A 25,246-nucleotide genomic window follows, 5' to 3' on the forward strand; every position below is an offset into this window, starting at 1 on the left:
CCTATCGCGGGCGGCATGCATATTCTGGTCGACGCCGATGCCTGCCCCGTCAAGGACGAGATTTACAAGGTTGCCTGGCGCCATGCGGTGCCCGTCACCATCGTCAGCAACAGCATCATTCGCGTGCCCGCGCATCCGCTGGTGGAACGGGTGGTGGTGAGCGATGGGTTCGATGCGGCGGACGACTGGATCGCGGAGCGGGCGGGTGCGGGGAGCATCTGCATAACCGCCGACATTCTGCTGGCGGACCGGTGCCTGAAGGCGGGGGCGCAGGTGATCGCGCCCAATGGCAAGCCCTTCACCACCGGTTCGATCGGCGCGGCGGTGGCGACGCGGGCGATCATGGCGGATTTGCGCGCGGGCGGGGTGGGCGATCCGATCGGCGGGCCGCCGCCCTTTTCCAAAACGGACCGGTCGCGATTCCTCTCGGCTCTGGACGAGGCGCTGGTGCGCCTGGAGCGGGGCCGTTGATGGGGGTAGGAGCGGAGCAGTCATGGGACGCGATCATCCTGGGTGCGGGCGCGGCTGGCATGATGTGCGCGGCGGTTGCGGGGCAGAGGGGACGTTGCGTGCTGCTGGTCGACCATGCCGATGCGCCGGGCAAGAAAATCCTGATTTCGGGCGGCGGGCGGTGCAATTTTACCAATATTCACACCGCCGCCGACCGCTATCTGTCGGCCAATCCGCATTTCGCCAAGTCCGCGCTGGGCCGATACAGCGCGCAGGATTTCCTGGCGCTGGTCGAACGCCATGGCATCGCCTGGCACGAAAAGAGGCTGGGGCAGCTGTTCTGCGATGGATCGGCGCGGCAGATCGTGGCGATGTTGCAGTCCGAATGTGACGCCGGTGGCGTCACCATGGCGCTGGGCATGGCCGTGACGGATATCGACCATGGCGATGGCCTGTATCGCGTTCGCATGGGAGAGCAGGATCATCGCGCGCCCGCGCTGGTGCTGGCGACGGGTGGGCCGTCGATCCCCAAAATGGGCGCGAGCGGTTTCGCCTACGACGTGGCGCGGCACTTTGGCCTGTCGGTGGTGCAACCGCGCCCGGCGCTGGTGCCCTTCACGCTGGGGCCGGACGACGCCTTGTTCCAGGCGTTGTCGGGCGTATCGGCGGATGTGAGCGCGCGATGGGGCAAGACCCGCTTTCGCGAAGCGGCGCTGTTCACACATCGCGGCCTGTCGGGGCCGGCGATGCTCCAGATCAGCTCCTATTGGCAGCATCGCACGCCGATCCAGGTCGATTTCCTGCCGGATCGCGGCGCGGACTGGCTGTTGGAGGAAAAGCGGGCGCGACCGCGCATGCAGCTGCGCAAGCTGCTGGCGCAGGCCCTGCCCGAACGGCTGGCCGATGCGCTGCTGGAGCGGGCCGGCGCGCAGGGGGAACTGGGCGCATTGAGCGACAAGGCGCTAAGGCAGTTGGGCGAGCGGCTGGCGGACTGGCCGTTCACGCCCACGGGGACGGAGGGCTATGCCAAGGCGGAGGTGACGGTGGGGGGCATCGCCACCGCCGGCCTGTCGTCGCGGACGATGGAGGCGGCGAAAGTGCCCGGCCTGTACGCCATCGGCGAAGCGGTCGACGTGACCGGATGGCTGGGCGGCTATAATTTCCAGTGGGCCTGGGCGAGCGGCTGGGCGGCGGGCCAGGCCATCTGAGCCGGCCGCCGCGCGCTGTCAGGCGCGCTGGGCGCGTGCGGCCGAGATACTGGCTTGCAGATGGGAGGGGCGGAAGGGCTTGGACAGGCGCACGATGTCGGGCGCGATCAGGTCAATGCCTTGATAGCCCGATATGATGAGCAGGGCGATATCCGGATGGTCGCAACGTAGCCGGATCGCCAGTTCCGCGCCGGTCATGCCGGGCATCACATGATCGGTGACGACGATGTCGGGACGGTAGCCCGCGTCGATCATGCTGAGCGCCAGCTCGGCGTGATCGACGTCGACGACGTCATAGCCCATGTCCGCCAGCATGTCGCGCGTGCTGGCGCGGACCAGCGCATTATCGTCGACGAGGAGTAGCTTGCCGGTCTGGCGGCGTTCGGCCGCTTGCGGTTGATCGGGGTCGCCCGTGCCTGATCGGTCCTGATCCACGGGCAACCAGAGGAGGATGGAGGTGCCCGCGCCGGCTTCGCTTTCAATCTGGAGCGTGCCGCCCAGCTGGCCGGCAAGGCCGTGCGCCATCGAGAGGCCCAGGCCATGACCCGCCGTCTTGGTCGTGAAAAACGGCTCCATCGCGGCCTTGCGCACATCGGGCGTCATGCCAACGCCCGTGTCGCGAATGGCGATGCGGACATAGTCGCCGGGAGCAAGCCCCGCAGGCGGCGACAGCCTCTCCGCCTCGATCATCAGCGATCCGCCGTTCGGCATGGCGTCGCGGCTGTTGATCGCGAGGTTGAGGATGGCGAGTTCCAGCTGGTTTGCATCGGCGCGCACCGGGGGGAGGTCGGCGGGCAGATCGGTCGCCAACGTAACCCGCGGCCCGAGCGTGCTGGCGAGTAGCGCCTGCATCCCGGCCAGCAGGTCGGGCAGGTTCACCGCCGTGGGCGAAAGCGGCTGGCGACGGGCGAAGGTCAGCAGCCGCTGCACCAATATCTGCGCCGTCTCGGCCGCCTGCATCGCCATGCCGGCATGGCGGTCGATCGTTTCGGGCGTGCGTCGTGGCGAAAGGATAAGGTCCAGACCGGCGATGATCGGCGTCAGCAGGTTGTTGAAGTCATGCGCGACATGGCCGGTGAGCTGGCCCATCACCTCCATCTTCTGAAGCTGGCGGAGCATGTCCTGCGACTGTTCCAGTTCCTGCGTGCGCTCCTGCACCCGCTGGTCAAGCTGGTCGTTGAGCGATTCCAGCGCGGCGAACAGCCGGCCATTTTCCAGCGCGGTGGAAGCGGCGCGGGCCAGCGCTTCCAGCAGGGCGACCTCATTATCCGTTGGTTCGCCCTGTTCGGACCAATAGGCGCCGACCGCCGCCGTCGCTTCGCTGCGGCCAATCGGCACCATCACCATGGAACGCACGAAGGTCTGCTCATAGGCGGCGACGGGCACCCGCGGATCATTGAATATGTCCGGGATGATGGCGGTTTCGCCATGGCGCATGGCCCAGCCCGATACGCAATTACCGGCGGGAAAGCGCTGCCCCGACCAGAGCGGCGCCATCGAATCCTCCGCGACATAATGGCACAGGCCACCTTCGCGCAGGATGACCGCGATGCCGTCCGCCCCCACGGCGCGCCGAGCGAAGGCGCGCAGCACATTGACGATCGCATCGAGCGATCGCGCGCCCGCCAGTGCTTCCATGGCTTCTGCGGCGATCGTCCATCGCGCAGCCAGCGCCTTCTGCTCCGAACTGCGCACGCTCATCAGTTCCCTGGTCATGGGCTGCCCTCTTTCAAAGAGTCGGAAGCCCTTATATCATTGAAATTGCTTGAATGTGAAATCGGATAAGCGGCGACGGACAGCAGCGCAACTCCTCAAGCGCCGGTTAACCACGCAAATGGGTGTGAAACCTTGCATCAGGGACCTTCGTCCTCGCCGGAGGGCTGGGTGCGCACGATGGGCGGCGGGGGCGCATTGGCTGGCGGGCCGGGGAGCGGCTGGTCGGACGGGATGCGCAGCCGATTCGGGCCAAGATTGACGGTCATGCCATCTTGATCCACCCCCAGCCCGACATTGCCGATACCGGTTTCCACCGTGATGTTGGCGATGGCGTTGACCAGATCGGCGTCCTGCGTCTCTTCCGGCGCATCCTCGACCGGTTCGTTGATCGCGCCGCTCATGAAATTGCGCCAGATGCGCGCGGGCACGCCGCCGCCCGCCGCGCCGCCGGGTAGCGGGGCATTGTCGTCATTGCCGATCCACACCGCCGTCACCAGCCCGCCGGCATAGCCCACGAAAATCGCGTCACGGCTGTCCTGCGTCGTCCCAGTCTTGCCAAAGGTGCTGGTGCGCAGCGCCGCGGCGCTGCCCGTGCCGCGATTGGCGGCGGAGGAGAGAAGGTCGCGGATCATGGCGAGCTGATTTTCGCTGAATCGGCGCTGGCGCTGCATCAGGCGTGCGAACCAGCCTTCCTCCTCGGGCGGCAGGCCGTGGGCGACGACGGGGTAGGCGCCAGCCGCCACCGCCGCATAGGCTTCGGCCAGTTCGATGAGCGGAATTTCCGACGTGCCGAGCGCCAGGCTGAGATCCTCGGTCAAGGGCGCGGTGACGCCCAGGTCGCGTGCAACCTTGATGACATTGTCGACACCCACCTGCTGCGTCAGCCGCACCGCCGCGACATTGCTGGAGGCGGCGAAGGCCTGGCGCAGGGTGATGCGGCCGCGATATTTGCCACCATGATTGGCGGGCCGATAGCTGCCGGAGGTGAAGGGCGTGTCGTCCACCATGTCGTCGGGCGTCATCCCCGCGCGGAAGGCGGCGAGATAGACGAACAGCTTGAAGGTCGATCCGGGCTGACGTCTGGCCTGCACCGCGCGATTGAAGCTGCTTTTCGCGTAATTCTTGCCGCCAACCATCGCGACGACGCTGCCGTCGGGCTTCATCGCGACGAGCGCGGCCTGCGCCTGGCCCAGCGGCGCGCGCCGCACCGCCGCCTCGGCCAGGCGCTGGATGCGCCAGTCGAGCGTGGTTTCGATTCGCTGTTCGCCATAGACCGCGCCGGCGCGGTCGCGCGCGATCGGCAGCACCCAGTCGGCGAAATATGTGCCGCTGGTCGCGTCGGGGTCATCATGGACGTCGAGCCGCGCGGGCCGCAGCCGGTTGCGCTCGGCCTGGGTCAGATAGCCCGCATCCACCATCGCCTGCGTCACCAGCGCTGCGCGGGCGCGTGCACCGGCCAGATTGCCGGTGGGGGCCAGCCGCGACGGGGCCTTGAGCAGGCCGGCCAGCATCGCGGCCTGCGGAACGGTCAGCCGAGCGGGCACGCGATTGAAATAATGGCGCGCCGCCGCCCGCAGGCCATAGACATTGTCGCCGAAATAGACGTTGGAGAGGTATCGCTCCATGATCTGGTCCTTGGTCAGCCAGACTTCCAGCCATAGCGCGATCAGCGCCTCGCGCGCCTTGCGGCCGAGCGTCCGGTCGCTCGACAGGAAAACACCCTTGGCGAGTTGCTGGGTGATGGTGCTGCCCCCTTGGGACGCGCCATCGGACCAGAGATTATGCCACATCGCCCGCGCGATGCCGCGTGGGTCGATGCCCCAATGGGTGGGGAAGCGCCGATCCTCGATCGCCATGAACGCCTGGGGCACATGCGGCGGCAATTCGGTCATCGTCACCGGCGTATCGATAATGGCCCCGCGCCGTGCGATCAGATGACCATCGGCCGACATCAGGCTGATGCTGGGCGGGACGATGGGTTTCAATGATCGGGACAGCGGCGCGGTGATCGCCAGCCAGGCGACGAGGATCATCAGCAGCGCCAGCAGCACCGCGAGCATCCAGCCGAAAATCTGTATTCTTCGCCGCCAGGGGGTGGGCGGGGCAAAGGCGCTGGGCGGGCCGGCGCCAAAGGCGCGCGGCGGCAGCGGAGCCGGCTCGACGGGGCGGGTGTCGTTCATCGGTTCGCTCATGCTGTGTTATTCATACCATACAGTCAAGCCTGTCCCGTGACGGGACATTGGCAAATTGCCCTCTCGAAGGCATGGCACAAATGGTAAATTATTCGTTAACGACGCATGATGCGAAACCGTCCTCTCGTCCTTACGACCGAATCGGCCCGCCACCCCTTTCGGCAGAGCCTGCCCGCCCATGTGCTGCGCGTACGCGACGACGGCGCGCCGCCGACCCGCAAGCTGGCGGATGACGACAAGGACTGGAAATTGTTTGCGTTGAGCTTCTGCGCCTTTTTCACCGCCTTCTACAGCTTCATCTTCTGAAGCCCGGCGCGGCGGCTCTGGCCGCATCAGTGACAAATCGGGCCGTCGCATGCCTTGTGCAGTTTCCAGGCCATCGCCGCGCAGGGCAGCGACAGGATGGCGACCAGCAGCAATTGCATCACCACCGACACGCCCGCGATGCTGAGGCCGATGGCGCAGAGCGACCCGATCACCATCGCGCCGCTGTTGACGATGTTATTGGCGGCAACGGTCCGCGCCGCCTCGCATTTTGCGACCGTGGTGGTGAGGAAGGCGTAGAGCGGCACCACGAACATGCCGCCAAAGGTCGCCACGCCCAGCAGGCAGAGAGAGAGCGGCAGCGCCAGCGGGTGCGCCATAAATTCCGACAGCGACAGCATCTGCCCGTTCGGCGCGGGCGCCCACAGGTCGCACACGATATGGAAGGCGACGATGCACAGCCCCATGCCGATCACCGAGGCGGGCGCATATTTGGCCGACACATGCCCCTGCAACAGGCGGTTGATCGCAACCGACCCAATGGCGATGCCGATGGAAAAGATGGCGAGGAACAGGCTGGCGACCGGCTTGTCGGCGGTCAGCACATTTTTCACCAGCGGAGGAAACTGGATGAACAGGATCGATCCGACCGCCCAGAACAGGCTGATCGCCATGATCGCCAGGAACAGGCGGCGGATATGCATGGTGCCGCGCACCAAAGCGATGGACGAGCGGATGATGTGAAAATCGATCGGCTGCGCGTCCAGCAAGGATGGCGCCGATGGCACCTGCCGCCCGGCGATATAGCCGATCAGCGCGGTCGCAATGATGCAGATGGCGGCGACCTCGACCGGGATGAGGCCGGCCAATATGGTGCCCGCCAGGATCGCGATATAGGTGCCGGCCTCCACCAGTCCGGTCCCCCCCAGCACTTCATCCTCATGCAGATGCTGCGGCAGGATCGCATATTTGATCGGACCGAAGAACGTGGAATGGATGCCCATGGCGAACAGCGCCGCCAGCAACAGCGGGATTGCCAGCGTGTGAACCGTGATGCCACTCCAGATCAGCGCCAGCCCGACCGCGCCCACCGTCATGATCGCGATTTCGGCTCCTTTCACCCAGCGGATGATGACCGCCTTGTCGCGCTGGTCGGCCAATTGGCCGGACAGGGCCGAGAGCAGGAAGAAGGGGAGGATGAACAGGCCCGTCGCCAGCGCGCTGAACCAGGTTTCCGACTTTTCGTCATTATAAACCTGATAGACGACGAACAGCACCATCGCGTTCTTGAACAGATTGTCGTTGAACGCGCCAAGCAGCTGAGTAACGAAAAGCGGCAGGAAACGGCGCTTGTTCAGGAGCCTGAGAGAGGCTTGCATGTATGGGGGATCTTCTTTCCCGTTAGCGACCGGGGCGGGGTCTAGCGGTTGGCGGCGTCCATGTCCAATGCTTGCGGCACGCGGGCCGGGCGCGCCATTTTCGCGTGGCTTAGCTGCTGCTTGTGCGCAGCGCCGGACTGTGGCAGTCCGCGCCCATGCTGACGCTGCCCAACCTGCTGACGCTTTCGCGCATCCTGACCGTTCCGTTGCTCGTGGCGCTGCTGTGGCCGGCGGAACTGGGCGCGCGCTGGACGACCGGCTACACGCTGGCCTTCGCGCTCTACTGCCTGATGGGCATTACCGATTATTTCGACGGCTATCTGGCCCGCGCACAGGGCACGGTGTCGAAACTGGGCGTGTTCCTGGACCCGATCGCCGACAAGATCATGGTTGGCGCGGTGATTTTGATGCTGGCGGCGACGCGGGATATTGCGGGGCTGCATATCATCGCGGCGATGATCATATTGCTGCGCGAAATCGCCGTGTCGGGCCTGCGCGAATTTCTCGCCGGATTGCAGGTGTCGGTGCCGGTATCCCGGCTCGCCAAGTGGAAGACGACCTTTCAGCTGATCGCCCTGGGCGCGCTGATCCTGGCGGGCGCGGTGCCGCAATTTCCCTTCGTCCAGATGGTCGGAATAGCGACCCTGTGGGCCGCCGCGATCCTCACGCTGATCACCGGATGGGATTATCTGCGCGTCGGCATCAGCCATATGGATTGATGGCCATGGCGACACTCACCATCGTCTATTTCGCCTGGGTGCGCGAAGCCATTGGCCGCGACGAGGAGCAGGTGGAGCGGGCGCAGGCCGGCAACACCGTCGCTGACCTGATCGCGATGCTGGCGGCGCGCGGCGGCGGCTATGCGCAGGCGCTGGGCGATCCCGCCCGGCTGCGCGCGGCGATCGACCAGCGGTTCGCGCCGCTCGACACCCCGATCGGCGACGCGCGGGAGATTGCGCTGTTCCCGCCGGTGACGGGCGGATGAAGCGGGTCGCGATCCAGGCGCAGGATTTCGACGTCGCGGCTGAACTGGCCACGTTGGAGGCGCTGGGCGGCGGCGGGGTCGCCAGCTTCACCGGCGTGGTGCGCGGGGGCGATGGCCTGCTGGCGCTGGAACTGGAACATTATCCGGCAATGACGCAGGCACAGGTGGCGCGGATCGTCGAGGATGCCATGGCGCGCTGGCCGCTGCTGGGCGCCAGCGTCATCCATAGGGTCGGCCGGCTGGAGCCGGGCGCGCGCATCGTGTTCGTCGGCACTGCCTCCCGCCACCGCACCGCGGCGCTGGAAAGCTGCGCCTTCCTCATCGACTGGCTGAAATCCCACGCGCCTTTCTGGAAGAAGGAGCATTTCGAAGACGGCGCGACGCAGTGGGTGGAAGCACGCGCGGAAGATGAAGCGAAGGCGAAGAAGTGGGGTGGCTGACGGCCGGATACGACCATTTGCGGCCGCTTATGGATCTCTTGTGTGGTGTCCATAGCGGACATCGCAAATAATGCTAGATAATGAGTATGACCCGTTTCTCAGATGCCTTATCCAGCGCTTCGGCACACCTAATCGCAGGACGCCTAGCCGGCTGGGCGGTTGTCGCTGCAACCGCGCTACTGGCGGCGTGTTCCTATGTCTACACAGTTGAGGCCCTGTTTATCGACGGTAAGCTATCTTTTGTCAGCGAGGAGGTTAACGAAACAGGTTCGCCATACTGCCTAACCTCGTTCAAAGTAAGCGACGCTGCTGGCTCGGCAGTCTGGGAATTCGACGCATACGATCTTTATAAGAGCGCTACCAAATGCGGCCCGAACTTCCCCCTTCGATACGGTCAGGCACCACAGGGTGCAGTTACCGTGACGCCAGCTAAACCACTCAAAGCTGACGAACTCTATACTATCGAAGGCAACGCCGGGAATGCGCTTCAAGGTAGCTTTCGCTATCAGGTGAAGCGGATCACTACTGTCGAAAATCTCGACATGAAATCGCCAGAGGTAAGGGCTGCTCAGCAGCGCGGCTGGGACCGGCAAAGGGCTGATCGTGACCGTCCGATCTCGCATTTCTGAGCCGGTAGGCAGTCAGTCCCCTTTCCACCCATTCTGTTTGTGGAGCTCACCTTCAACTGTATGCGTCCCCCTCACGCGGCCTCGGGCAAGCGGCAGCTCTTCGCGGCGGCGTCGCGTAATATTTCCGCGAGCATGTGGAATTCCTTTTCGCGCGGGCTGTTGCGCCGCCATACCAGCGCGATGTCGCGGGCGGAGCGGTCGGACTTGAGCGGGCGGGCGGTGATGCGGGTATGGTCCAATATGCCGCCGGCGATCGCCATTTCCGGGATCATGGTGACGCCTAGGCCATTGTCGACCATCTGGATGAGCGTGTGCAGCGACGTGCCCATCATCGTAGCGCTGGCGCGCAGGTCGGGGCGGTTGCACGCGGCGAGCGCATGATCCTTGAGGCAATGGCCATCCTCCAGCAGCAAAAGCTTGCTCTCGTCGATCATGCCGGGCTTGATCCACTCGGGCGGATTGGTCGGATCATCCTGCGGGAAGGCGACATAGAGCCGGTCCTCGAACAGGATTTCGCTGTCCAGTTCGCCCATGGGGAAGGGCAGGGCCAGCAGCACGCAGTCGACATTGCCGTGGCGCAGCGATTCGATCGCGGCCTGGCTGGTTTCTTCCCGCAGATAGAGTTTGAGTTCGGGACGATCCGCGCGCAGCCGGGGCAGCATGCGCGGCAGCAGGAAGGGCGCGATGGTCGGGATGACGCTCATGCGCAATTCGCCGGTCAGCGGCTTGCCCGACGCCTCGGCGATGGCGGCGAGTTCCTCCGCCTCCCGCAGCACGCGATGCGCCTTTTCCACGATGCGGTCGCCCAGCGCCGTGAAGCGGACCACGCGGCGCGTCCGCTCGACCAGGGTGACGCCGATCAGCGATTCCAGTTCGCGGATGCCGGCCGACAGGGTGGACTGGGTGACGAAACAGGCTTCGGCCGCCTTGCCGAAATGCCCCTGTTCCTTCAGCGCCACCAGATATTGCAGCTGTTTGAGCGTCGGCAGGTAACTGGACATTTATCGGCTTCCTCGATCAGCAAGCCGAATATAAGAAAGTCATCCGATAAATCCAAGCCATTTGCCGATGCCGAACGCCGATGTGAGGGTCAGGATGACGCCCACGGCCGAGAACAGGAAGCGCGGGGCGATCCGCCGCGCCAGCATCGCGCCGAACGGCGCGGCCACCACGCCGCCGATCAGCAGGCCCACGGTGTAGGTCGTGAATGTCTCCCACCCCAGATGCAAAAGGAAGGTGAGGCTGATCGACAGCGTCAGGATGAACTCGACGCTGTTGACCGTGCCGATGGTGTGGCGCGGGCTGGACCCTTGCAGCAGCAGGTTGGACGTCACGATCGGCCCCCAGCCGCCACCGCCGGTCGCGTCCATGAAGCCGCCCGCCAGACCCAGCGGCGTCACCCATTTGGGATCGCGCGGCTTGGGCGGCAGATGGAAGCCGCGCCAGATGAGATAGAGGCCGATCGCCGCGAGATAGACCTGGACGAAGGGCTTGATGACCGATCCGTCGATGTTGGACAGCAGATAGGCGCCCGCGATGCCGCCGATGACGCCCGGAATGATGAGCCGCGCGAAGAGCCGCCAGTCGACATTGCCGTGCAGGATATGGCTGATTGCCGATACGCCGGTGGTGAAGGTCTCCGCGGCATGGACGCTCGCCGACGCGCGGCTGGGCGGCACGCCCATCGCCAGCAACAACGTGCTGGAAATGACGCCATAGGCCATGCCCAAGGCGCCGTCGATCATCTGCGCGCCAAAGCCGATGAGGATGAAAGGCAGGATTTCGCCGAAATTGGCCAGCAGCGCGTCAATCATCCGTCGTCCTTTGGTTTGATTGTCTACCTCATTGATAGGCATATATCGCAAAGAAAAGCAAGTTTCTCTTTCGGGCAGGAAAGCGCGGGCGCGGGGCTGCTCTGGAAAAAGCGCTGCGGGGGGCCTATGTTGGCGCACATTGGGTTCAGGATGTCAGGGACGCGGGATGCTGCGCAATTTTGTTGGCTATATCGATTCGGTGAAGGCGCGCGATCCCGCGCCCCGGTCCCGCGCCGAAATCCTGCTATATCCGGGAGTCTGGTCGCTCGCTTTTCACCGGGTGGCCCACCGGCTGTATCGCGCGCGGCTGTTCTTCCTGGCGCGCCTCGTCAATCACATGGCGCGTTTTCTGACCGGCAACGACATTCATCCCGGCGCGCGGATCGGCAAGCGGTTCTTCATCGACCACGGCTTTACCGTGATTGGCGAGACGGCGGAGATTGGCGACGATGTCACGCTGTATCAGAATGTCACGCTGGGCGGGACCGATCCCGCCAACGGCATTGCGGGCAAGCGGCACCCGACGCTGCATGACGGCGTGATCGTCGGATCGGGCGCGCAGGTGCTGGGGCCAGTGCAGGTGGGCGCGCGGGCGCGGGTGGGGGCCAATGCGGTCGTCACCAAAAATGTGCCCGAAGGCGCGACCATGGTCGGCATCCCCGCGCGGCAGATGCTGGTCGACGTGACCGCCTATCAACGCGACTTTGTGCCCTATGGCACACCCTGTTCGGATTGTTTCGACCCGGAAAAGCAGAAACTGGAAATGCTCCAGTGCGAGGTCGAGCAGTTGCAGAAGCGGCTGGCGGAACTGATGGTCGAGCGGCAGACGCCGCACATTCCCGACGCTGACACGCTGTTCGAGGACCGCGACCGCGCCTGATGACCAATGTGACGCCGTTTCCCGCTGCGACTCCCGGCCAGGTCGGTTTTGAACGGCAGGAATTGCAACGGATCATGGACCTGTATGGCCGGATGGTCGCCGCCGGTCATTGGCGGGACTATGCCATGGACATGGGCCGCGACGCCGCGATTTTCAGCGCCTTTCGCCGCTCCGCCGAACGTCCCGAATATCGCATTGAAAAGCGCCCCGCGCTCCGCAACCGCCAGGGCATTTGGGCGCTGGTGGGGGAAGGCGGGGCGATATTGAAACGCGGCGCGGACCTGCACAATGTGCTGGCGCCGGTCGAGCGCAAATTGCTGCGGATCGTCGAGGACTGACGCGCGAGCCGCTGGACGATCATCACAGCCCGCCATTGCGAAACAGGACGGGAACGCTATCTCTGCCCTGATGTCCGGTCCCCAATCTCCCGATCGTTTCCACGAAGACAAGGCAACCTACACCGTCACCGGCAGCCAGCCGGATATCGACGCAGGCGTGGAGGCGATCCGCACCGTCCTTAAAACCCTGCCGATCCGGCCCGGCGTCTATCGGATGCACGACGCGCGTGGCGATGTGCTCTATGTCGGCAAGGCCCGCGCGCTGAAGAATCGCGTGGCCAATTACACGCAGGTCGATCGCCTGCCCAAGCGGCTGCAACGTATGGTCGCGCAGACCCGCAGCATGACGATCGTCACCACCAATAGCGAGGCCGAAGCGCTGCTGCTGGAGGCGCAGCTCATCAAGCGATATCGCCCGCCCTATAATGTCCTGCTGCGCGACGACAAAAGCTTCCCCTTCATCCTGCTGCGCGACGACCACGCCTTTCCCCGCGTGCAAAAGCATCGTGGCGCACGCAAATATCAGGGGCGCTATTATGGTCCCTTCGCCAGCGCGGGATCGGTGACGCGCACGATCAACGCGTTGCAAAAGCTGTTCCTGCTGCGGTCCTGCACCGACAGTTTCTTCGCCAATCGCTCGCGGCCCTGCCTGCTCTATCAGATCAAACGTTGTTCTGCTCCCTGCGTCGACCGCATCGACGAGGCCGGCTATGCCGAACTGGTCCGCGACGCGCAGGACTTCCTGGGCGGCAAATCGACCGCCGTGCAGAAGAAGCTGGGCGCAGCGATGCAGCAGGCGTCGGACGCCATGGATTTCGAGCAGGCGGCGGTGATCCGGGATCGATTGAAGGCGTTGACCTTCATTCAGGGCAGCCAGGCGATCAATGCCGAAGGGCTGGGCGATGCCGACATTTTCGCGCTGGCCGAAAAGGGCGGGGCGATGTGCATCCAGGCCTTCTTCATTCGCGGCGGCCAGAATTGGGGGCATCGCAGCTTCTTCCCCGTCCATACCGCCGATGTCGCGACGGAGGAGGTGCTGGAAAGCTTCATGGCGCAATTTTACGAGGAAGTGCCACCACCCCGCCTGATCCTGGCCGACCGCCAGCCCGCCGAATGCGAATTGATGGCGCTCGCATTGTCGGAGCGCGCGGGCGGCAGGGTGCGGATCGAGGTGCCCCAGCGCGGCGAGCGCACCCGTCTTATCAAACAGGCGCAGCGCAATGCGGTGGAGGCGCTCGACCGGCGGCTGGCGGAAACCACCAGCCAGGCAAAGATATTGGACGAAATGGTCGATGCCTTCGGGCTGGAGGGCGTGCCGGACCGGATCGAAATCTACGACAACAGCCATATTCAGGGTGCGCATGCGCTGGGCGCGATGGTGGTGGCGGGGCCGGAGGGCTTCCGCAAGAACGCCTATCGCAAGTTCAACATGAAAAATCCGGAGACGAGCAACGACGATTTCGCGATGATGCGCGAAATGTTCGAGCGCCGCTTTGGCCGCGCGGCGCGCGAGGACCCGGATCGCGACAGCGGCGAATGGCCTGATCTGGTGCTGATCGACGGCGGCAAGGGCCAGTTGTCGGCCGCGCGCGGCATATTGGAGGATCTGGGGATCGAGGATGTGTGCATGATCGGCGTCGCCAAGGGGCCTCATCATGGCCGCGAAGGGCGTGAGGTGTTCCACCTGATGGACGGCCGCGAAATCACGTTTCCGCTGAACCATCCGGTATTGTTCTACCTTCAGCGGCTGCGAGACGAAGCCCACCGTTTTGCCATCGGCGCCCACCGCGCCAAGCGCAGCAAGGCGATCACGGTCAGTTCACTGGACGAGGTGCCCGGCATCGGCCCCGCGCGCAAGAAGGCTCTGCTCATGCATTTCGGCACGGCGCGCGCGGTGCGCGACGCGGCGCTGGAAGACCTGGCCAAGGCCCCCGGCGTGTCCAAGGCCGTGGCGCAGCAGGTCTATGATTATTTTCATGGCTGAGTTGGGAGCGGCCTGACGGCGTCTTGCCGATGGGCGCTACAGCAACCGCATCTGCGCGCCTGCGGGTGGGCGGAACAGGTCGGTGCGCAGCGCCAGCTTTTCGCCGCCCAGCCCCGCCTTGCGCCGCGCCTTGACGAACCGCGTGCGGATGAGGTCGGCCCAGACGCCTTGCCCCTTCATCCGGCTGCCGAAATTGGGGTCATTGTCGCGGCCGCTGCGCAGGTCGCGGATGATCGCCATGACCTTGGCGGCGCGGTCCGGATGATGTTCGTCCAGCCAGGCGCGGAAGAGGGGGGCGACTTCGTGAGGCAGGCGGACAAGGATATAGCTGATGTCGCGCGCGCCGGCGGCGGCGACGCGGGCGACGACGCTTTCGATTTCATGGTCGTTGATCGCCGGGATGATCGGCGACATATTGGCGGACACCGGCACGCCTGCGGCCGCCAGCCGGGCGATGGCGGCCAGCCGCTTTTCGGGATGGGCCGCACGCGGCTCCAGCGTCCGGGCGACCTTGGGATCGAGCGTCGTCACCGAAATCATCACCGCGACCAGATTGTCGCGCGCCAGATCGGAAAGCAGGTCGATATCGTGCAGGATGCGGTCGGACTTGGTGGTGATGAAGGTCGGATGCCGGGTTTCGGCCAGCACCTCCAGCACTTGTCGGGTGATGCGCCAGTCTTTCTCGATCGGTTGATAGGGATCGGTATTGGTGCCCATGGCGATGGGGCTGACGACATAGTTTCGCTTCCCCAGTTCCCTGCGCAGCAGGGCGGCGGCATCGGGTTTGGCGAAGAGCTTGCTTTCGAAATCCAGTCCCGGCGATAGGTCCAGATAGGCGTGGGTTGGCCGCGCGAAACAATAGATGCAGCCATGTTCGCAGCCCCGATAGGCGTTGATCGATTGCGAGAAGGCGATGTCGGGCGACGAATTGCGGGCGATGATCGTGCGGGGATGTTCCACGGTGACCTGGGTGCGCAGCCGCGGCAGCGCGCCGTCGATCGCTTCGGCCATGTCGAGCCAATCGCCATCAATCTGCCGTTCGGGCAGGGCGAAGCGGCGGCTTTCACCGTTCAGTGTCGCGCCTCTGCCCTTTTCCGCCGCCATGCTGGTAAATTAGAACAATAAGAGAACATCCGCAAGCGCCCGCAGGGTGCTGGTGCGGCACTGGCGCGCGGGGGCGGGCATGCCTATAGCAGGAAGATGGCTTTCAACCAGAAACAGAAGAAACCCGCCAAGGTCCGTGCTGCCGGCCTGCCCACGCGTCAGCAGGTGATGGATTTCATCGCCGAAGCCGATACGCCGGCGGGCAAGCGGGAGATCGCAAAGGCGTTCGGCCTCAAGGGGCAGGAAAAGATTGCGCTCAAGGCGCTGCTCAAGGACATGGCCGATGAAGGGCTGATCGACATTGGCCCGGCGCGCGCCTTTCACAAGATGGGCGGCGTGCCCAAGGTGACGGTGCTGCGCATCGTCGATGTGGACGACACGACACTGATCGGAACTCCGGAAAAATGGGAAGCGGAAGGCCAGCCCGCGCCCCGATTGCGCATCGTCGAGCGGGGCAAGTCCAAAACACGGCAATCCGCACTGACCATTGGCGACCGGGTTTTGGCACGGACCGAGGAAGCGGGTCGCGGCTGGATCGCGCATCCGATGAAAAAGCTGGCGAAAGCGAGCGAGGAGTTGCTGGGCGTGGTCGAGGAAATGGCCGACGGCAAGCTGTGGCTGCGTCCGGTCGACAAGCGTATTCGCAAGGATACGCCGATCAGCGATGCGGGTAACGCGCGTCCCGGCGACCTGGTGCTGGCCGAGCCGCATGGCCGGCCGCCGCGCATATCCGCGCGGGTGACGGATATATTGGGCGATCCCTTTGCGCCGCGAAGCTTCAGCCTGATCGCCATTCACAAACATGGCATTCCCCACATCTTTCCCGACCGGGTGGAGGATGATGCGCTAACCGTCGCGGCGCTGCCGCTGCATGAGGACAAGCGCGAGGATCTGCGTCACCTGCCGATCGTGGCGATCGACCCGGTCGATGCGCGCGACCATGACGATGCGGTCTGGGCCGCGCCCGATGAGGACGAGGGCAATCCCGGCGGATATAAGGCAATCGTCGCGATCGCCGACGTCAGCTATTATGTCCGCCCCGGCAGCGCGCTGGACAAGGAAGCCCGCAAACGCGGCAATAGCGTCTATTTCCCCGATCTGGTCGTGCCGATGCTCCCGCATCAATTGTCGTCCGATATGTGCTCGCTGCGCGCGGGCGAGGACCGGGCGGCGATGGCGTGCCATCTGACGATCAACGCGCAGGGCAAGGTGACGGCGTGGCGCTTTACCCGCGCGGTGATCCGGGTGGCGGCGGTGCTGGCCTATGAGGATGCGCAGGCGGCGATCGACGGGACCAGGGACAATGCGCTGCTGGAGCCGGCTTTGAAGCCGCTCTGGGCGTGCTGGGCCTTGCTGCAAAAGGCGCGCAAGGCGCGCGATCCGCTGGCGCTGGACCTGCCGGAACGGCGGGTCGTGCTGGACGAGGCGGGCAAGATCGTGAGCGTGGCGGTGCGCGAGCGGCTGGACGCGCATATGCTGATCGAGGATTATATGATCGCCGCCAATGTCGCGGCGGCCAAGGCGCTGGAACAGAAAAAGGCGCCGGTCATGTACCGCGTTCATGAACCGCCGAGCCGCGACAAGCTGGTCGCATTGAAGGATTATCTGGCGACTTTCGACATCGGCTTCGCGCTGGGGCAGGTGGTAAAGCCCTCGACCTTCAACCAGCTGATCGCGAAGATTGGCGAGGCGGAGGAAAAGCCGCAGATCATGGAGATGATCCTGCGCAGCCAGACCCAGGCCTATTATGCGCCGCAGAATATGGGGCATTTCGGGCTGGCGCTGGGCAGCTATGCGCATTTCACCTCGCCCATTCGGCGCTATGCCGACCTTCTGGTCCACCGCGCGCTGGTCGGCGCATACGGGCTGGACCTGCCGGTGCCCAAGGGGAAGGATGTGCCGGATCGTTCGTCGCTCAGCCAGGACGATTATGAGAATATGGGGCGCGTGGGCGAGATGATTTCGGGCCATGAGCGGCGCGCGATGGAAGCTGAGCGGGAGACGATCGATCGCTATGTCGCCGCCTATCTGTCCGCGCATGTCGGGGAAGTGATGCCTGCGCGCATTACCGGGGTGCAGAATTTCGGCTTCTTCGCCACGGTCGAGGGATTGGGCGGCGACGGGCTGGTGCCAGTGTCGACCATGGGGGCCGAGCATTTCTTTTACGACGAAGCCGGCCGCGCGTTGCAAGGGGTGGAAAGCGGCGACCGCTATACGGTGGGACAGCGGCTGGAGTTGCGGCTGGCGGACGCGGACCCTATCAACGGGTCGCTACGTTTCGAACTGCCCGACAGCCCTGCGCCGCGTGGCGCGCCGATGAAGCGCGATCGCACACGACCGGGTATCAAACGGGGGCGTCCGGCCAATATCCGGCATATTGGCGGGAAGCGAGGGAAGCATCGGAAATAACTTGCCGGAGTTACAGGCGCAGATTGACCGGTGCTCTCGATTCTCGACACGCCATAAAGAGCGGCTTTCGCGTTTAGCTCAGCCGGTCGATCGCTTCGCTGTCGAGGCCGCCGGGGATGACCATGATCGGGCAGGGCAGCTTGCCGGCGTCCGCACCTGCGAAATGGCTGACGAGCTTGCCAGGGTTGCCCATGGCCGCCGCGCCGAGGACGAGAGCGGCGACATCCTCCATTTCCTCCAGCGTCTTGCGCACGACGGTGACGGCGTCCCCCTGCCGCACGGTGATGCTGGGGCGAATGCCGGATTCGTCGCTGAGCGTACCGGCCGCGCTCGTCACCAGCGCCTCGGCGCGTTGCAACGCTTCATCCTCCATCGTGGCCTGGACGCCGCCCCATTGGACAAATTCCGCTGGCGGGATCAACGCCAGAATGCGCACCGCGCCGCCGGTCTTGGCTGCGCGCCGGGCGGCGAAGCGCAGGGCGGTCTCCGCCTCTGGCGATTCGTCGACAACAACCAGATATGTCCGCATAATTTGAGCGCCCCGCATTGAACTTTCGGCCGTGATGGTAGGGAATAAGACCGCAACGAACCAGTCCGGTGAAATGTGGGGGATAAATGCCCGCTCTGCAACCCGCTGCTTGACCGATCCGGCGAATGGGTGGAAACACGGCGGCAAATGGCGACCGCCGGATAATCCAGAAGAGGCCCCGCACGCATGAGCAAGAAAATCCAGATGCCCGCCCTTTCCCCCACGATGGAGGAAGGCACGCTGGCCAGATGGCTGGTGAAGGAAGGCGACACCGTATCGTCGGGCGACCTGCTGGCGGAGATCGAAACCGATAAGGCGACGATGGAATTCGAAGCGGTCGATGAAGGCGTCATCGCCAAAATCCTGGTGTCGGAAGGCAGCGAAGGCGTGAAGGTCGGCACCGTGATCGCGATCATCGCCGAAGAAGGCGAGGATGTGAGCGCCGCGGCGGCCGGTGGATCGGACGCGCCCGCGCAAAAGGCCGAGGAGTCGTCGAAGAAAGCGGACGAAAGCCCGACGCCCAAGAGCGAACCCGTGTCGGAAAAGTCAGCCCCCGCCGCTGCAACCGCTTCGGGTGATCGCATCAAGGCCAGCCCGCTCGCCCGCCGCCTTGCCGAGACGAAGGGCATCGACCTTAGCAACGTGAAGGGCAGCGGCACCAATGGCCGTATCGTCAAGGCCGACATCGACGCCGCCAAGCCGGGCAGCGCTACGGCAGCGGCTGCGCCGACGGCCACGGCTGAAGCAGCGGCCCCGGCGGCGGCTGCGCCCACTCCGGCGGCTGCGCCCGCTGCGCAGGATTTCGGCATCCCGCACGAGGCCATCAAGCTCAATGGCATGCGCAAGACGATTGCGCGCCGCCTGACCGAATCCAAACAGCAGGTGCCGCATATCTATCTGACCGTGGATATCCAGCTCGACAAGCTGCTCAAGCTGCGGGCGGAAATGAATGCGGGTCTGGAAAGCCGCAAAGTCAAGCTGTCGGTCAACGACCTGCTGATCAAGGCGCTGGGTGTCGCGCTGGTGCAGGTGCCCGAATGCAATGTTCAGTTCGCCGGCGACCAGATGCTGCAATTCAAGCGCGCCGACATTTCGGTCGCGGTCTCCATCCCCGGCGGCCTCATCACGCCCATCATCACGGAAGCGGACAGCAAGGGCGTTGCCGCCATTTCGACGGCGATGAAGGACCTGGCGTCGCGCGCGAAGGACGGGAAGCTTAAGCCCGAAGAATATCAGGGCGGCACGGCGTCGCTGTCGAACATGGGCATGTTCGGCATCAAACAGTTCGAGGCGGTCATCAATCCGCCTCAGGGCATGATCATGGCGATCGGCGCCGGCGAAAAGCGTCCCTATATTGTCGATGACGCCGTTCAGATTGCAACGGTCATGTCGGCCACGGGCAGCTTCGATCACCGCGCCATCGACGGCGCCGATGGCGCGCGCCTGATGCAGGTGTTCAAGGAACTGATCGAAAATCCGATGGGCCTGCTCGCCTGATGGGGCATCCCGACGAACAGCCGCCCGAGGCAAGTCCGGCTGTGCGCGTCATCGCCATGCCCGCCGACACCAATCCCTATGGGGATATTTTCGGCGGCTGGCTGATGAGCTTGATGGACTCGGCCGCCGGGTCGGTCGCGGCGCGTCATAGTCATGGACGCGCCGTCACCATCGCGGTGGAGGGGATGACATTCCTGCGTCCGGTGGTCGTCGGTGACGAGGTTTCGGTCTTCGCAACCCTGAAATCCGTTGGGCGCACGTCCATGAAGATTGACGTAGAAGCGTGGCGCCGAACCCGCCATGACGACCGTAGTTACCGCGTGACCCGCGCAACCTTCACCTTCGTGGCGATCGGCGAAGATCGCCAGCCCCGTTCCGTGCCGCCGCTTCCGGCAGAATAGAGAGAAGACATCATGGCTGAGAATTATGATCTCATCGTTCTGGGCTCTGGCCCTGGCGGCTATGTCGCCGCGATCCGCGCGGCGCAGCTGGGCTTGAAAGTCGCGATCGTGGAGCGTGAAAATCTGGGCGGCATCTGCCTTAACTGGGGCTGCATTCCCACCAAGGCACTGCTGCGCTCCGCCGAAATCTACCATTATATGCAGCATGCCGGCGATTACGGCCTGGCGGCGGAAAAGATCAGCGCCGACATAGCCGCCGTGGTCAAGCGGTCGCGCGGCGTTGCCAAGCAGCTGAATCAGGGCGTCACGCACCTGATGAAGAAGAACAAGATCGCCGTGCATATGGGCGATGGCAAATTGACTGGGAAGGGCAAGCTGTCCGTCACCAAGGACGGCAAGACCGAGGAACTTACCGCCAAGAACATCATCCTGGCGACCGGCGCGCGGGCGCGCGACTTGCCGGGCACGCCGGCCGATGGCAAGCGGGTATGGACCTATCGCCATGCGATGACGCCGCCCGAAATGCCGACCAAGCTGCTGGTCATCGGATCGGGCGCGATCGGCATCGAATTTGCCAGCTTCTATAATGACATGGGCGCGGACGTGACGGTCGTCGAAATGATGGACCGCATCGTCCCGGTCGAGGATGCCGATGTGTCGGCTTTCCTTGAAAAGGCGCTCAAAAAGCAGGGCATGACGATCATGACCGGCGCGGGCGTCAGCGACGTCAAGGTGACGGACAAGGGCGTCAGCGCCAAGCTGAAGGACAAGGCCGGCAAGGAAAGCGTCGCTGAATTCAGCCATGTGATCGTCGCCATCGGCATCGTTCCCAATACCGCAGACATTGGCCTCAAGGAACTGGGCGTCGCTATGGACGATCGCGGGTTCCTGAAGACCGACGAAATGTGTCGCACCAATGTCGAAGGGTTCTGGGCGATTGGCGACATCACCGCGCCGCCTTGGCTGGCACATAAGGCGAGCCATGAGGGCGTGATTGCGGCCGAAGCTATTGCGGGCAAGCATCCCCACGCCATGGACGCGCGCAACATTCCGGGCTGCACTTACTGCCACCCGCAGATTGCCAGCGTGGGCCTGACCGAAGCCAAGGCCAAGGAAGCGGGCTATGAGGTGAAGGTCGGCATGTTCCCCTTCATCGGCAATGGCAAGGCGATCGCGCTGGGCGAAGCGGAAGGCTTCACCAAGACGATATTCGACGCCAAGACCGGCGAATTGCTGGGCGCGCATATGATCGGCGCGGAAGTGACCGAGATGATCCAGGGCTACACCATCGGCAAGACGCTGGAGACGACGGAGGCGGAACTGATGCACACGGTCTTCCCGCACCCGACCATTTCGGAATCGATGCATGAAAGTGTGCTGGCCGCTTATGGGCGTGCGCTCCATATCTGATCGGCGACTGTCGCTGGCAAAAGGCGCGGGAGCTTTGGCTCTCGCGCTTTTTTGCGTGTTGCTGATCGCGTTCGCGCAGCGTTTTGGATGGCTGGACGGCCTTAACGTTGGTTTGATGACGCTGGCGGGGGACGGGCGCGACACTGCGCTTGGTGGCAAGGTGACAATGGTGATGCGGCTGGCGTCCGCCATCGGCGGCACATTGGGGCGTATCACGCTGCTGACGGTGGTGCTGATGCCGCTCATTTGGGCTGGTTATCGGCGGTCCGCGATGTGGCTGGCAGCTATGATGGCAGGGGGAACATTGCTCAACCTGGCGTTGAAGCAGGTCTTTGCCGCGCCGCGGCCCGACCTGTTGCCGCATCTCGATATCGTCCACACATATAGTTTCCCCAGCGGCCATTCGGCGGGGAATATGATGTTCTTCGGCGCGCTGGCCATGCTCGCGGGGCGGTGCCGCGCTTATTGGAGCGCGGGGGTCGCAATCTTGCTGATTGGGGTCAGCCGCGTCTGGCTCGGCGTTCACTGGCCAAGCGACGTGCTGGCCGGCTGGATCGAGGGACTGGGCTGGCTGGCCTTCTGCGCGATCTGGCTACCAGCGCGGGGAGGGGAGCAGCAACGCCCGCACGACGCTGCCGTGCGGGGGCATTCCATCGCTGGTGATAAAGCCATGGACCCAGAAACTGTCGAAGGCGCTGGCGGCGGCGATCAGCGATAAGGGGATCGCCGTCCAGACGAACAGCCTTTGCGCGCCGGCGATGGCGCGTGCCGGCGACAGGGCGATCAGGACCAGCGGCAGCACGGGCAGGAAATAGCGGCCCTGCGTCCCTTGAATATAATCCGCGCCGAGCGGCGTGCCGGTCAGATACATGGCGGTTTCGATAAGCAGCGCGACGCCGAGCGCGACAGCAAGCCACCAGGCTCGTTGCCCCAGGCCAAAGCGCGCACCTGTCCCCGTCGCGACGCCAGCGGCCAGCATCAACGCCGCGAGCGGATAGGCGAGCAAGGGCAGGAGAATGGCGTTCCAGCCGAACCGTCCGACGATCTGGAGGGCATAGACGGGCGTGCGTTCGATGACGCTGGTGACGAGGATATGGACATAGCCGAGCGGCGAGGTGTCAACGGCGGAGCAAAAGTCGGCCATTCGGCGGCGTAAAACCAGGCCATCGTGTTACATGCCGGGGGGAGTGGCGTGAGGGCGTAGCCCGAGGGCCACTCCCCCCGGCATTGGTGTAATTTTCAGGGTCTGGTTTTGGCCTTGCGGGCCCGGCTGTGCGCGAGGCGATAGCTTTCGCCGTTCATCTCGAGGATGCTGACGTGATGGGTCAGGCGATCGAGGAGCGCGCCTGTGAGACGCTCAGATCCGAAGGTTTCGGTCCATTCGTCGAAGGGCAGGTTGCTGGTGATGAAGGTGGAGCCGCGTTCGTAACGCTGGGAGATCAGCTCGAACAACAGTTCGGCGCCGGTCTTGGAGAGCGGCACAAAGCCCAGTTCGTCGATGATGAGCAGCTTGTATCCGGCCATCTGCTTCTGGAAGCGCAGAAGACGGCGCTCGTCGCGGGCCTCCATCATTTCGCTGACCAGCGCTGCCGCGGTGGTGAAGCCCACCGACAGTCCTTTCTGGCATGCTGCCAGTCCGAGCCCCAACGCTACGTGCGTCTTTCCGGTGCCTGATGGCCCCAGAGCGATGGCGTTCTCACGCCGCTCGATCCACTCGCAGCGCGCCATCTCGAGCACCTGCATCTTGTTGAGCCTGGGGATGGCGGCGAAGTCGAAGCTGTCGAGGCTTTTGACGGCGGGGAAGCGCGCGGCCTTGATGCGCCGCTCGACCATGCGACGCTCCCTGTCGATCATTTCCATCTCGACGAGGCGGGCGAGGAAGCGGATATGATCGACGCCTTCAGCGGCACATTGCCGCGCGAGCTTGTGATGCTCACGCAGGCACGTAGGCAGCTTGAGCGCCTTGAGATGGTGAGCGAGAAGGATCTCCGGGGCCTGATCGCTCATGCGGCCTCCTGCCGGTCGGAGAGCAGGCTCAGATAGGCTCTGGCAAAGGTCTTCTCGACCGTGGTGCGTGGCAGGAAGGGATAGACGTCCAGGTCCAGCCTGGGCGGTACGCGTTCGATCCGGCACAGGACGAGGTGCTTGACGGCATCGAAGCCGATGGCGCCAAGATCGATGGCCTGTTCGACCGCCGCCTGGAGATCGGCGAGGGTGAACGTTTCCAGCAGGCGCAGTACCTGCACATATTCGCGCCTGCCATGTTTGTGCATGCGCCCTTCCATCAACCGCTGCAGTGTCGTGAACGCTTCGGGCAGGTCCCAGCCCTGCAAAGGCGCAGCCTGGTCGAATGCGTTGATCTTCTGCTCGATCAGCGGGAGATAATGGAGCGGGTCGAAGACAACCTCCTCGCGGGCATAGCAACGAGGATGACGGGCGATGACTTCGCTGCGGCAGCCGATCACCACCTCATCGACATAGGCCCTGATCCAGACCTCCTGATGGCCCCAGGCCACCGGAACCGAATAATCGTTGGTCCTGTAGCGCACCAGGGATTGCGAGGAGACCCTCCCGCCTTTCTGATCGCAGGCCTCGAAGGGTGTAGCGGGCAGAGGCTGCATGGCCGCGAGATCGCGCTGCAGCCGCTCACCGATCGTCTCGCTCTGCCCGCGCACCTTGTCCTGCTGGCGCTTGCGGCATTGCTCCTCCAGCCACAGGTTGAACGCCTCCCAGGTCGGGAACTTCGGGATCGGCACCATGAAGTTGCGCCGGCAATAGCCTACCAGCCCCTCCACATTGCCTTTCTCGTTCCCCTTGCCCGGGCGAGCATAGCGGTCGCGGATCACGTAATGTGACAGGAAAGCGCTGAACAGCGTGGCACGCTGCCGCGTGCCGTCGGGCAGGATCTTCGTCACAAGGCAGCGATCGTTGTCATAGACGATCGAGCGCGGTACCGCGCCGAAAAACGCGAAGGCATGCACGTGTCCGTCCACCCAGGCCTCCGCCACCGCCGCCGGATAGGCCCGCACATAGCAGGCATCACTGTGCGGCAGATCGAGCGCGAAGAAGTAGGCCTTCTGCTCCACCCCGCCGATCTCCACCAGCGCTTCCCCGAAATCGGCCTGCGCATCTCCCGCAGGGTGCGCCAGCGGCACGAACATCTCCCGGCTGCGCTGTTCGCGCTCCCGGATGTAATCCTTGATGATCGTATAGCCGCCGGTGAAACCATGCTCGGTGCGCAAACGGTCGAATACCCGCTTCGCCGTATGGCGTTGCTTGCGCGGGACACTGCGGTCACCCTCAAGCCATCCATCAATGATCGCCACAAACCCGTCCAGCTTCGGGCGCTGCGGTACGGACTGGCGCCGGTAACCCGGCGGCGATGAAAACGACAGCATCTTGCGTACCGTTTCGCGCGACACATTGAAACGCTTCGCCGCCGCCCGTTGGCTCATGCCATCCGCGCAAGCCAGACGGACCTGAAGATAAAGTTCCACGCTGTAGATCCCCACACCTCCCTGACTCGGCAGAAAGGCTTCAAGGTGGACGACTTTTACGCCGCCCGCAGCAGGACTATCCCGCCGCTACCGTGGTCGAATATTGCTCCGCCGTTCTCA

The 25,246-nt window shown here is 64.3% G+C and carries 24 protein-coding genes and 1 pseudogene; 15 read left to right on the top strand and 10 right to left on the bottom strand.

The window, feature by feature from the left end; genetic code table 11:
• Window positions 1-15: 15 nt before the first annotated feature.
• Together RLDS_RS31925 and RLDS_RS31930 are read left to right on the top strand one after the other, a co-directional pair.
• Window positions 16-471: a YaiI/YqxD family protein gene (locus RLDS_RS31925; protein WP_031297375.1), complete on the top strand. Its 456-nt coding sequence runs from the start codon at window positions 16-18 to the stop codon at window positions 469-471.
• Window positions 471-1,658: a BaiN/RdsA family NAD(P)/FAD-dependent oxidoreductase gene (locus RLDS_RS31930; protein ID WP_021224574.1), complete on the top strand. Its 1,188-nt coding sequence runs from the start codon at window positions 471-473 to the stop codon at window positions 1,656-1,658. The genes RLDS_RS31925 and RLDS_RS31930 overlap by 1 nt, the downstream gene beginning before the upstream one ends.
• 18 nt (window positions 1,659-1,676) lie before the next feature.
• Here the strand turns inward: RLDS_RS31930 and RLDS_RS31935 are convergent, their stop codons facing one another.
• Entirely contained in the window at window positions 1,677-3,374 is a 1,698-nt protein-coding gene (locus RLDS_RS31935; protein ID WP_021224575.1) for an ATP-binding protein, read from the bottom strand.
• 137 nt (window positions 3,375-3,511) lie between these two features.
• A complete protein-coding gene (locus tag RLDS_RS31940; RefSeq protein ID WP_021224576.1) occupies window positions 3,512-5,566 on the bottom strand; it encodes a transglycosylase domain-containing protein in 2,055 nt (684 codons plus the stop codon).
• 108 nt (window positions 5,567-5,674) lie between these two features.
• On the opposite strand from RLDS_RS31940, the gene RLDS_RS31945 reads away from it, so the two are divergent.
• Window positions 5,675-5,872, top strand: coding sequence for a hypothetical protein (locus tag RLDS_RS31945; RefSeq protein WP_031297377.1), 198 nt, complete (start codon window positions 5,675-5,677; stop codon window positions 5,870-5,872).
• Window positions 5,873-5,898: 26 nt separating this feature from the next.
• On the opposite strand, the gene RLDS_RS31950 is transcribed toward RLDS_RS31945, so the two are convergent.
• Window positions 5,899-7,209, bottom strand: a complete 1,311-nt coding sequence (locus RLDS_RS31950; protein WP_021224578.1) for an MFS transporter — start codon at window positions 7,207-7,209, stop codon at window positions 5,899-5,901.
• 155 nt (window positions 7,210-7,364) lie between these two features.
• On the opposite strand from RLDS_RS31950, the gene pgsA reads away from it, so the two are divergent.
• From pgsA to RLDS_RS31970, 4 genes are all read left to right on the top strand, one after another.
• On the top strand, window positions 7,365-7,928 hold the full coding sequence (pgsA, locus tag RLDS_RS31955; protein WP_021224579.1) for a CDP-diacylglycerol--glycerol-3-phosphate 3-phosphatidyltransferase: 564 nt from the start codon (window positions 7,365-7,367) through the stop codon (window positions 7,926-7,928).
• A 5-nt stretch (window positions 7,929-7,933) separates the two neighbouring features.
• The gene (moaD, locus tag RLDS_RS31960; protein ID WP_031297378.1) at window positions 7,934-8,194 is read left to right on the top strand and encodes a molybdopterin converting factor subunit 1; all 261 of its coding nucleotides are present in this window, start codon (window positions 7,934-7,936) and stop codon (window positions 8,192-8,194) included.
• On the top strand, window positions 8,191-8,634 hold the full coding sequence (locus tag RLDS_RS31965) for a molybdenum cofactor biosynthesis protein MoaE (protein ID WP_021224581.1): 444 nt from the start codon (window positions 8,191-8,193) through the stop codon (window positions 8,632-8,634). The genes moaD and RLDS_RS31965 overlap by 4 nt, the downstream gene beginning before the upstream one ends.
• 80 nt (window positions 8,635-8,714) lie before the next feature.
• A complete protein-coding gene (locus RLDS_RS31970; protein WP_031297380.1) occupies window positions 8,715-9,263 on the top strand; it encodes a hypothetical protein in 549 nt (182 codons plus the stop codon).
• A gap of 71 nt (window positions 9,264-9,334) precedes the next feature.
• Here the strand turns inward: RLDS_RS31970 and RLDS_RS31975 are convergent, their stop codons facing one another.
• Window positions 9,335-10,264 (bottom strand): hydrogen peroxide-inducible genes activator, encoded by a 930-nt coding sequence (locus RLDS_RS31975; RefSeq protein WP_021224583.1) that lies wholly within the window; start codon window positions 10,262-10,264, stop codon window positions 9,335-9,337.
• Window positions 10,265-10,303: 39 nt separating this feature from the next.
• Window positions 10,304-11,077, bottom strand: a complete 774-nt coding sequence (locus tag RLDS_RS31980; protein ID WP_021224584.1) for a sulfite exporter TauE/SafE family protein — start codon at window positions 11,075-11,077, stop codon at window positions 10,304-10,306.
• A 166-nt stretch (window positions 11,078-11,243) separates the two neighbouring features.
• Here RLDS_RS31980 and epsC point away from each other — a divergent pair, with 166 nt between their 5' ends.
• The 3 genes from epsC (at window position 11,244) to uvrC (ending at window position 14,279) form a co-directional block, all read left to right on the top strand.
• Window positions 11,244-11,957: a serine O-acetyltransferase EpsC gene (epsC, locus tag RLDS_RS31985; RefSeq protein WP_021224585.1), complete on the top strand. Its 714-nt coding sequence runs from the start codon at window positions 11,244-11,246 to the stop codon at window positions 11,955-11,957.
• Complete coding sequence (locus RLDS_RS31990; RefSeq protein ID WP_021224586.1) at window positions 11,957-12,295, top strand: DUF2794 domain-containing protein; 339 nt, start codon at window positions 11,957-11,959, stop codon at window positions 12,293-12,295. Before epsC ends, RLDS_RS31990 begins: the two co-directional genes overlap by 1 nt.
• A 70-nt stretch (window positions 12,296-12,365) precedes the next feature.
• On the top strand, window positions 12,366-14,279 hold the full coding sequence (gene uvrC / locus RLDS_RS31995; RefSeq protein ID WP_021224587.1) for an excinuclease ABC subunit UvrC: 1,914 nt from the start codon (window positions 12,366-12,368) through the stop codon (window positions 14,277-14,279).
• Window positions 14,280-14,315: 36 nt separating this feature from the next.
• Here uvrC and RLDS_RS32000 read toward each other — a convergent pair whose 3' ends face one another.
• Entirely contained in the window at window positions 14,316-15,383 is a 1,068-nt protein-coding gene (locus RLDS_RS32000; RefSeq protein ID WP_021224588.1) for a PA0069 family radical SAM protein, read from the bottom strand.
• Window positions 15,384-15,479: 96 nt separating this feature from the next.
• Between RLDS_RS32000 and rnr the strand changes: the two genes are divergently transcribed.
• Complete coding sequence (gene rnr / locus RLDS_RS32005; protein WP_021224589.1) at window positions 15,480-17,792, top strand: ribonuclease R; 2,313 nt, start codon at window positions 15,480-15,482, stop codon at window positions 17,790-17,792.
• 73 nt (window positions 17,793-17,865) lie between these two features.
• Here rnr and RLDS_RS32010 read toward each other — a convergent pair whose 3' ends face one another.
• A complete protein-coding gene (locus RLDS_RS32010) occupies window positions 17,866-18,321 on the bottom strand; it encodes a universal stress protein (protein ID WP_021224590.1) in 456 nt (151 codons plus the stop codon).
• A gap of 186 nt (window positions 18,322-18,507) precedes the next feature.
• On the opposite strand from RLDS_RS32010, the gene RLDS_RS32015 reads away from it, so the two are divergent.
• Genes RLDS_RS32015 through RLDS_RS32030 form a run of 4 tightly spaced genes read left to right on the top strand, consistent with a single transcriptional unit; the run spans window position 18,508 to window position 22,347 of the window.
• The gene (locus tag RLDS_RS32015) at window positions 18,508-19,818 is read left to right on the top strand and encodes a pyruvate dehydrogenase complex dihydrolipoamide acetyltransferase (RefSeq protein ID WP_021224591.1); all 1,311 of its coding nucleotides are present in this window, start codon (window positions 18,508-18,510) and stop codon (window positions 19,816-19,818) included.
• Window positions 19,818-20,219 (top strand): acyl-CoA thioesterase, encoded by a 402-nt coding sequence (locus RLDS_RS32020; RefSeq protein WP_021224592.1) that lies wholly within the window; start codon window positions 19,818-19,820, stop codon window positions 20,217-20,219. Before RLDS_RS32015 ends, RLDS_RS32020 begins: the two co-directional genes overlap by 1 nt.
• Window positions 20,220-20,231: 12 nt before the next feature.
• Window positions 20,232-21,629: a dihydrolipoyl dehydrogenase gene (gene lpdA, locus RLDS_RS32025; protein WP_021224593.1), complete on the top strand. Its 1,398-nt coding sequence runs from the start codon at window positions 20,232-20,234 to the stop codon at window positions 21,627-21,629.
• A complete protein-coding gene (locus RLDS_RS32030) occupies window positions 21,607-22,347 on the top strand; it encodes a phosphatase PAP2 family protein (RefSeq protein WP_021224594.1) in 741 nt (246 codons plus the stop codon). The genes lpdA and RLDS_RS32030 overlap by 23 nt, the downstream gene beginning before the upstream one ends.
• Window positions 22,348-22,428: 81 nt before the next feature.
• On the opposite strand, the pseudogene RLDS_RS56845 reads toward RLDS_RS32030, so the two are convergent.
• The 3 genes and pseudogenes from RLDS_RS56845 to istA form a co-directional block, all read right to left on the bottom strand.
• Window positions 22,429-22,773, bottom strand: a pseudogene (locus RLDS_RS56845) (DUF2142 domain-containing protein); the annotation flags it as partial.
• 95 nt (window positions 22,774-22,868) lie between these two features.
• On the bottom strand, window positions 22,869-23,636 hold the full coding sequence (istB, locus tag RLDS_RS32040) for an IS21-like element ISSsp5 family helper ATPase IstB (protein ID WP_007686288.1): 768 nt from the start codon (window positions 23,634-23,636) through the stop codon (window positions 22,869-22,871).
• Complete coding sequence (gene istA, locus RLDS_RS32045; RefSeq protein ID WP_011950768.1) at window positions 23,633-25,126, bottom strand: IS21 family transposase; 1,494 nt, start codon at window positions 25,124-25,126, stop codon at window positions 23,633-23,635. Before istA ends, istB begins: the two co-directional genes overlap by 4 nt.
• Window positions 25,127-25,246 lie beyond the last annotated feature (120 nt).

This window comes from Sphingobium lactosutens DS20, from assembly GCF_000445105.1.
Classification (GTDB): Bacteria; Pseudomonadota; Alphaproteobacteria; order Sphingomonadales; family Sphingomonadaceae; genus Sphingobium; species Sphingobium lactosutens.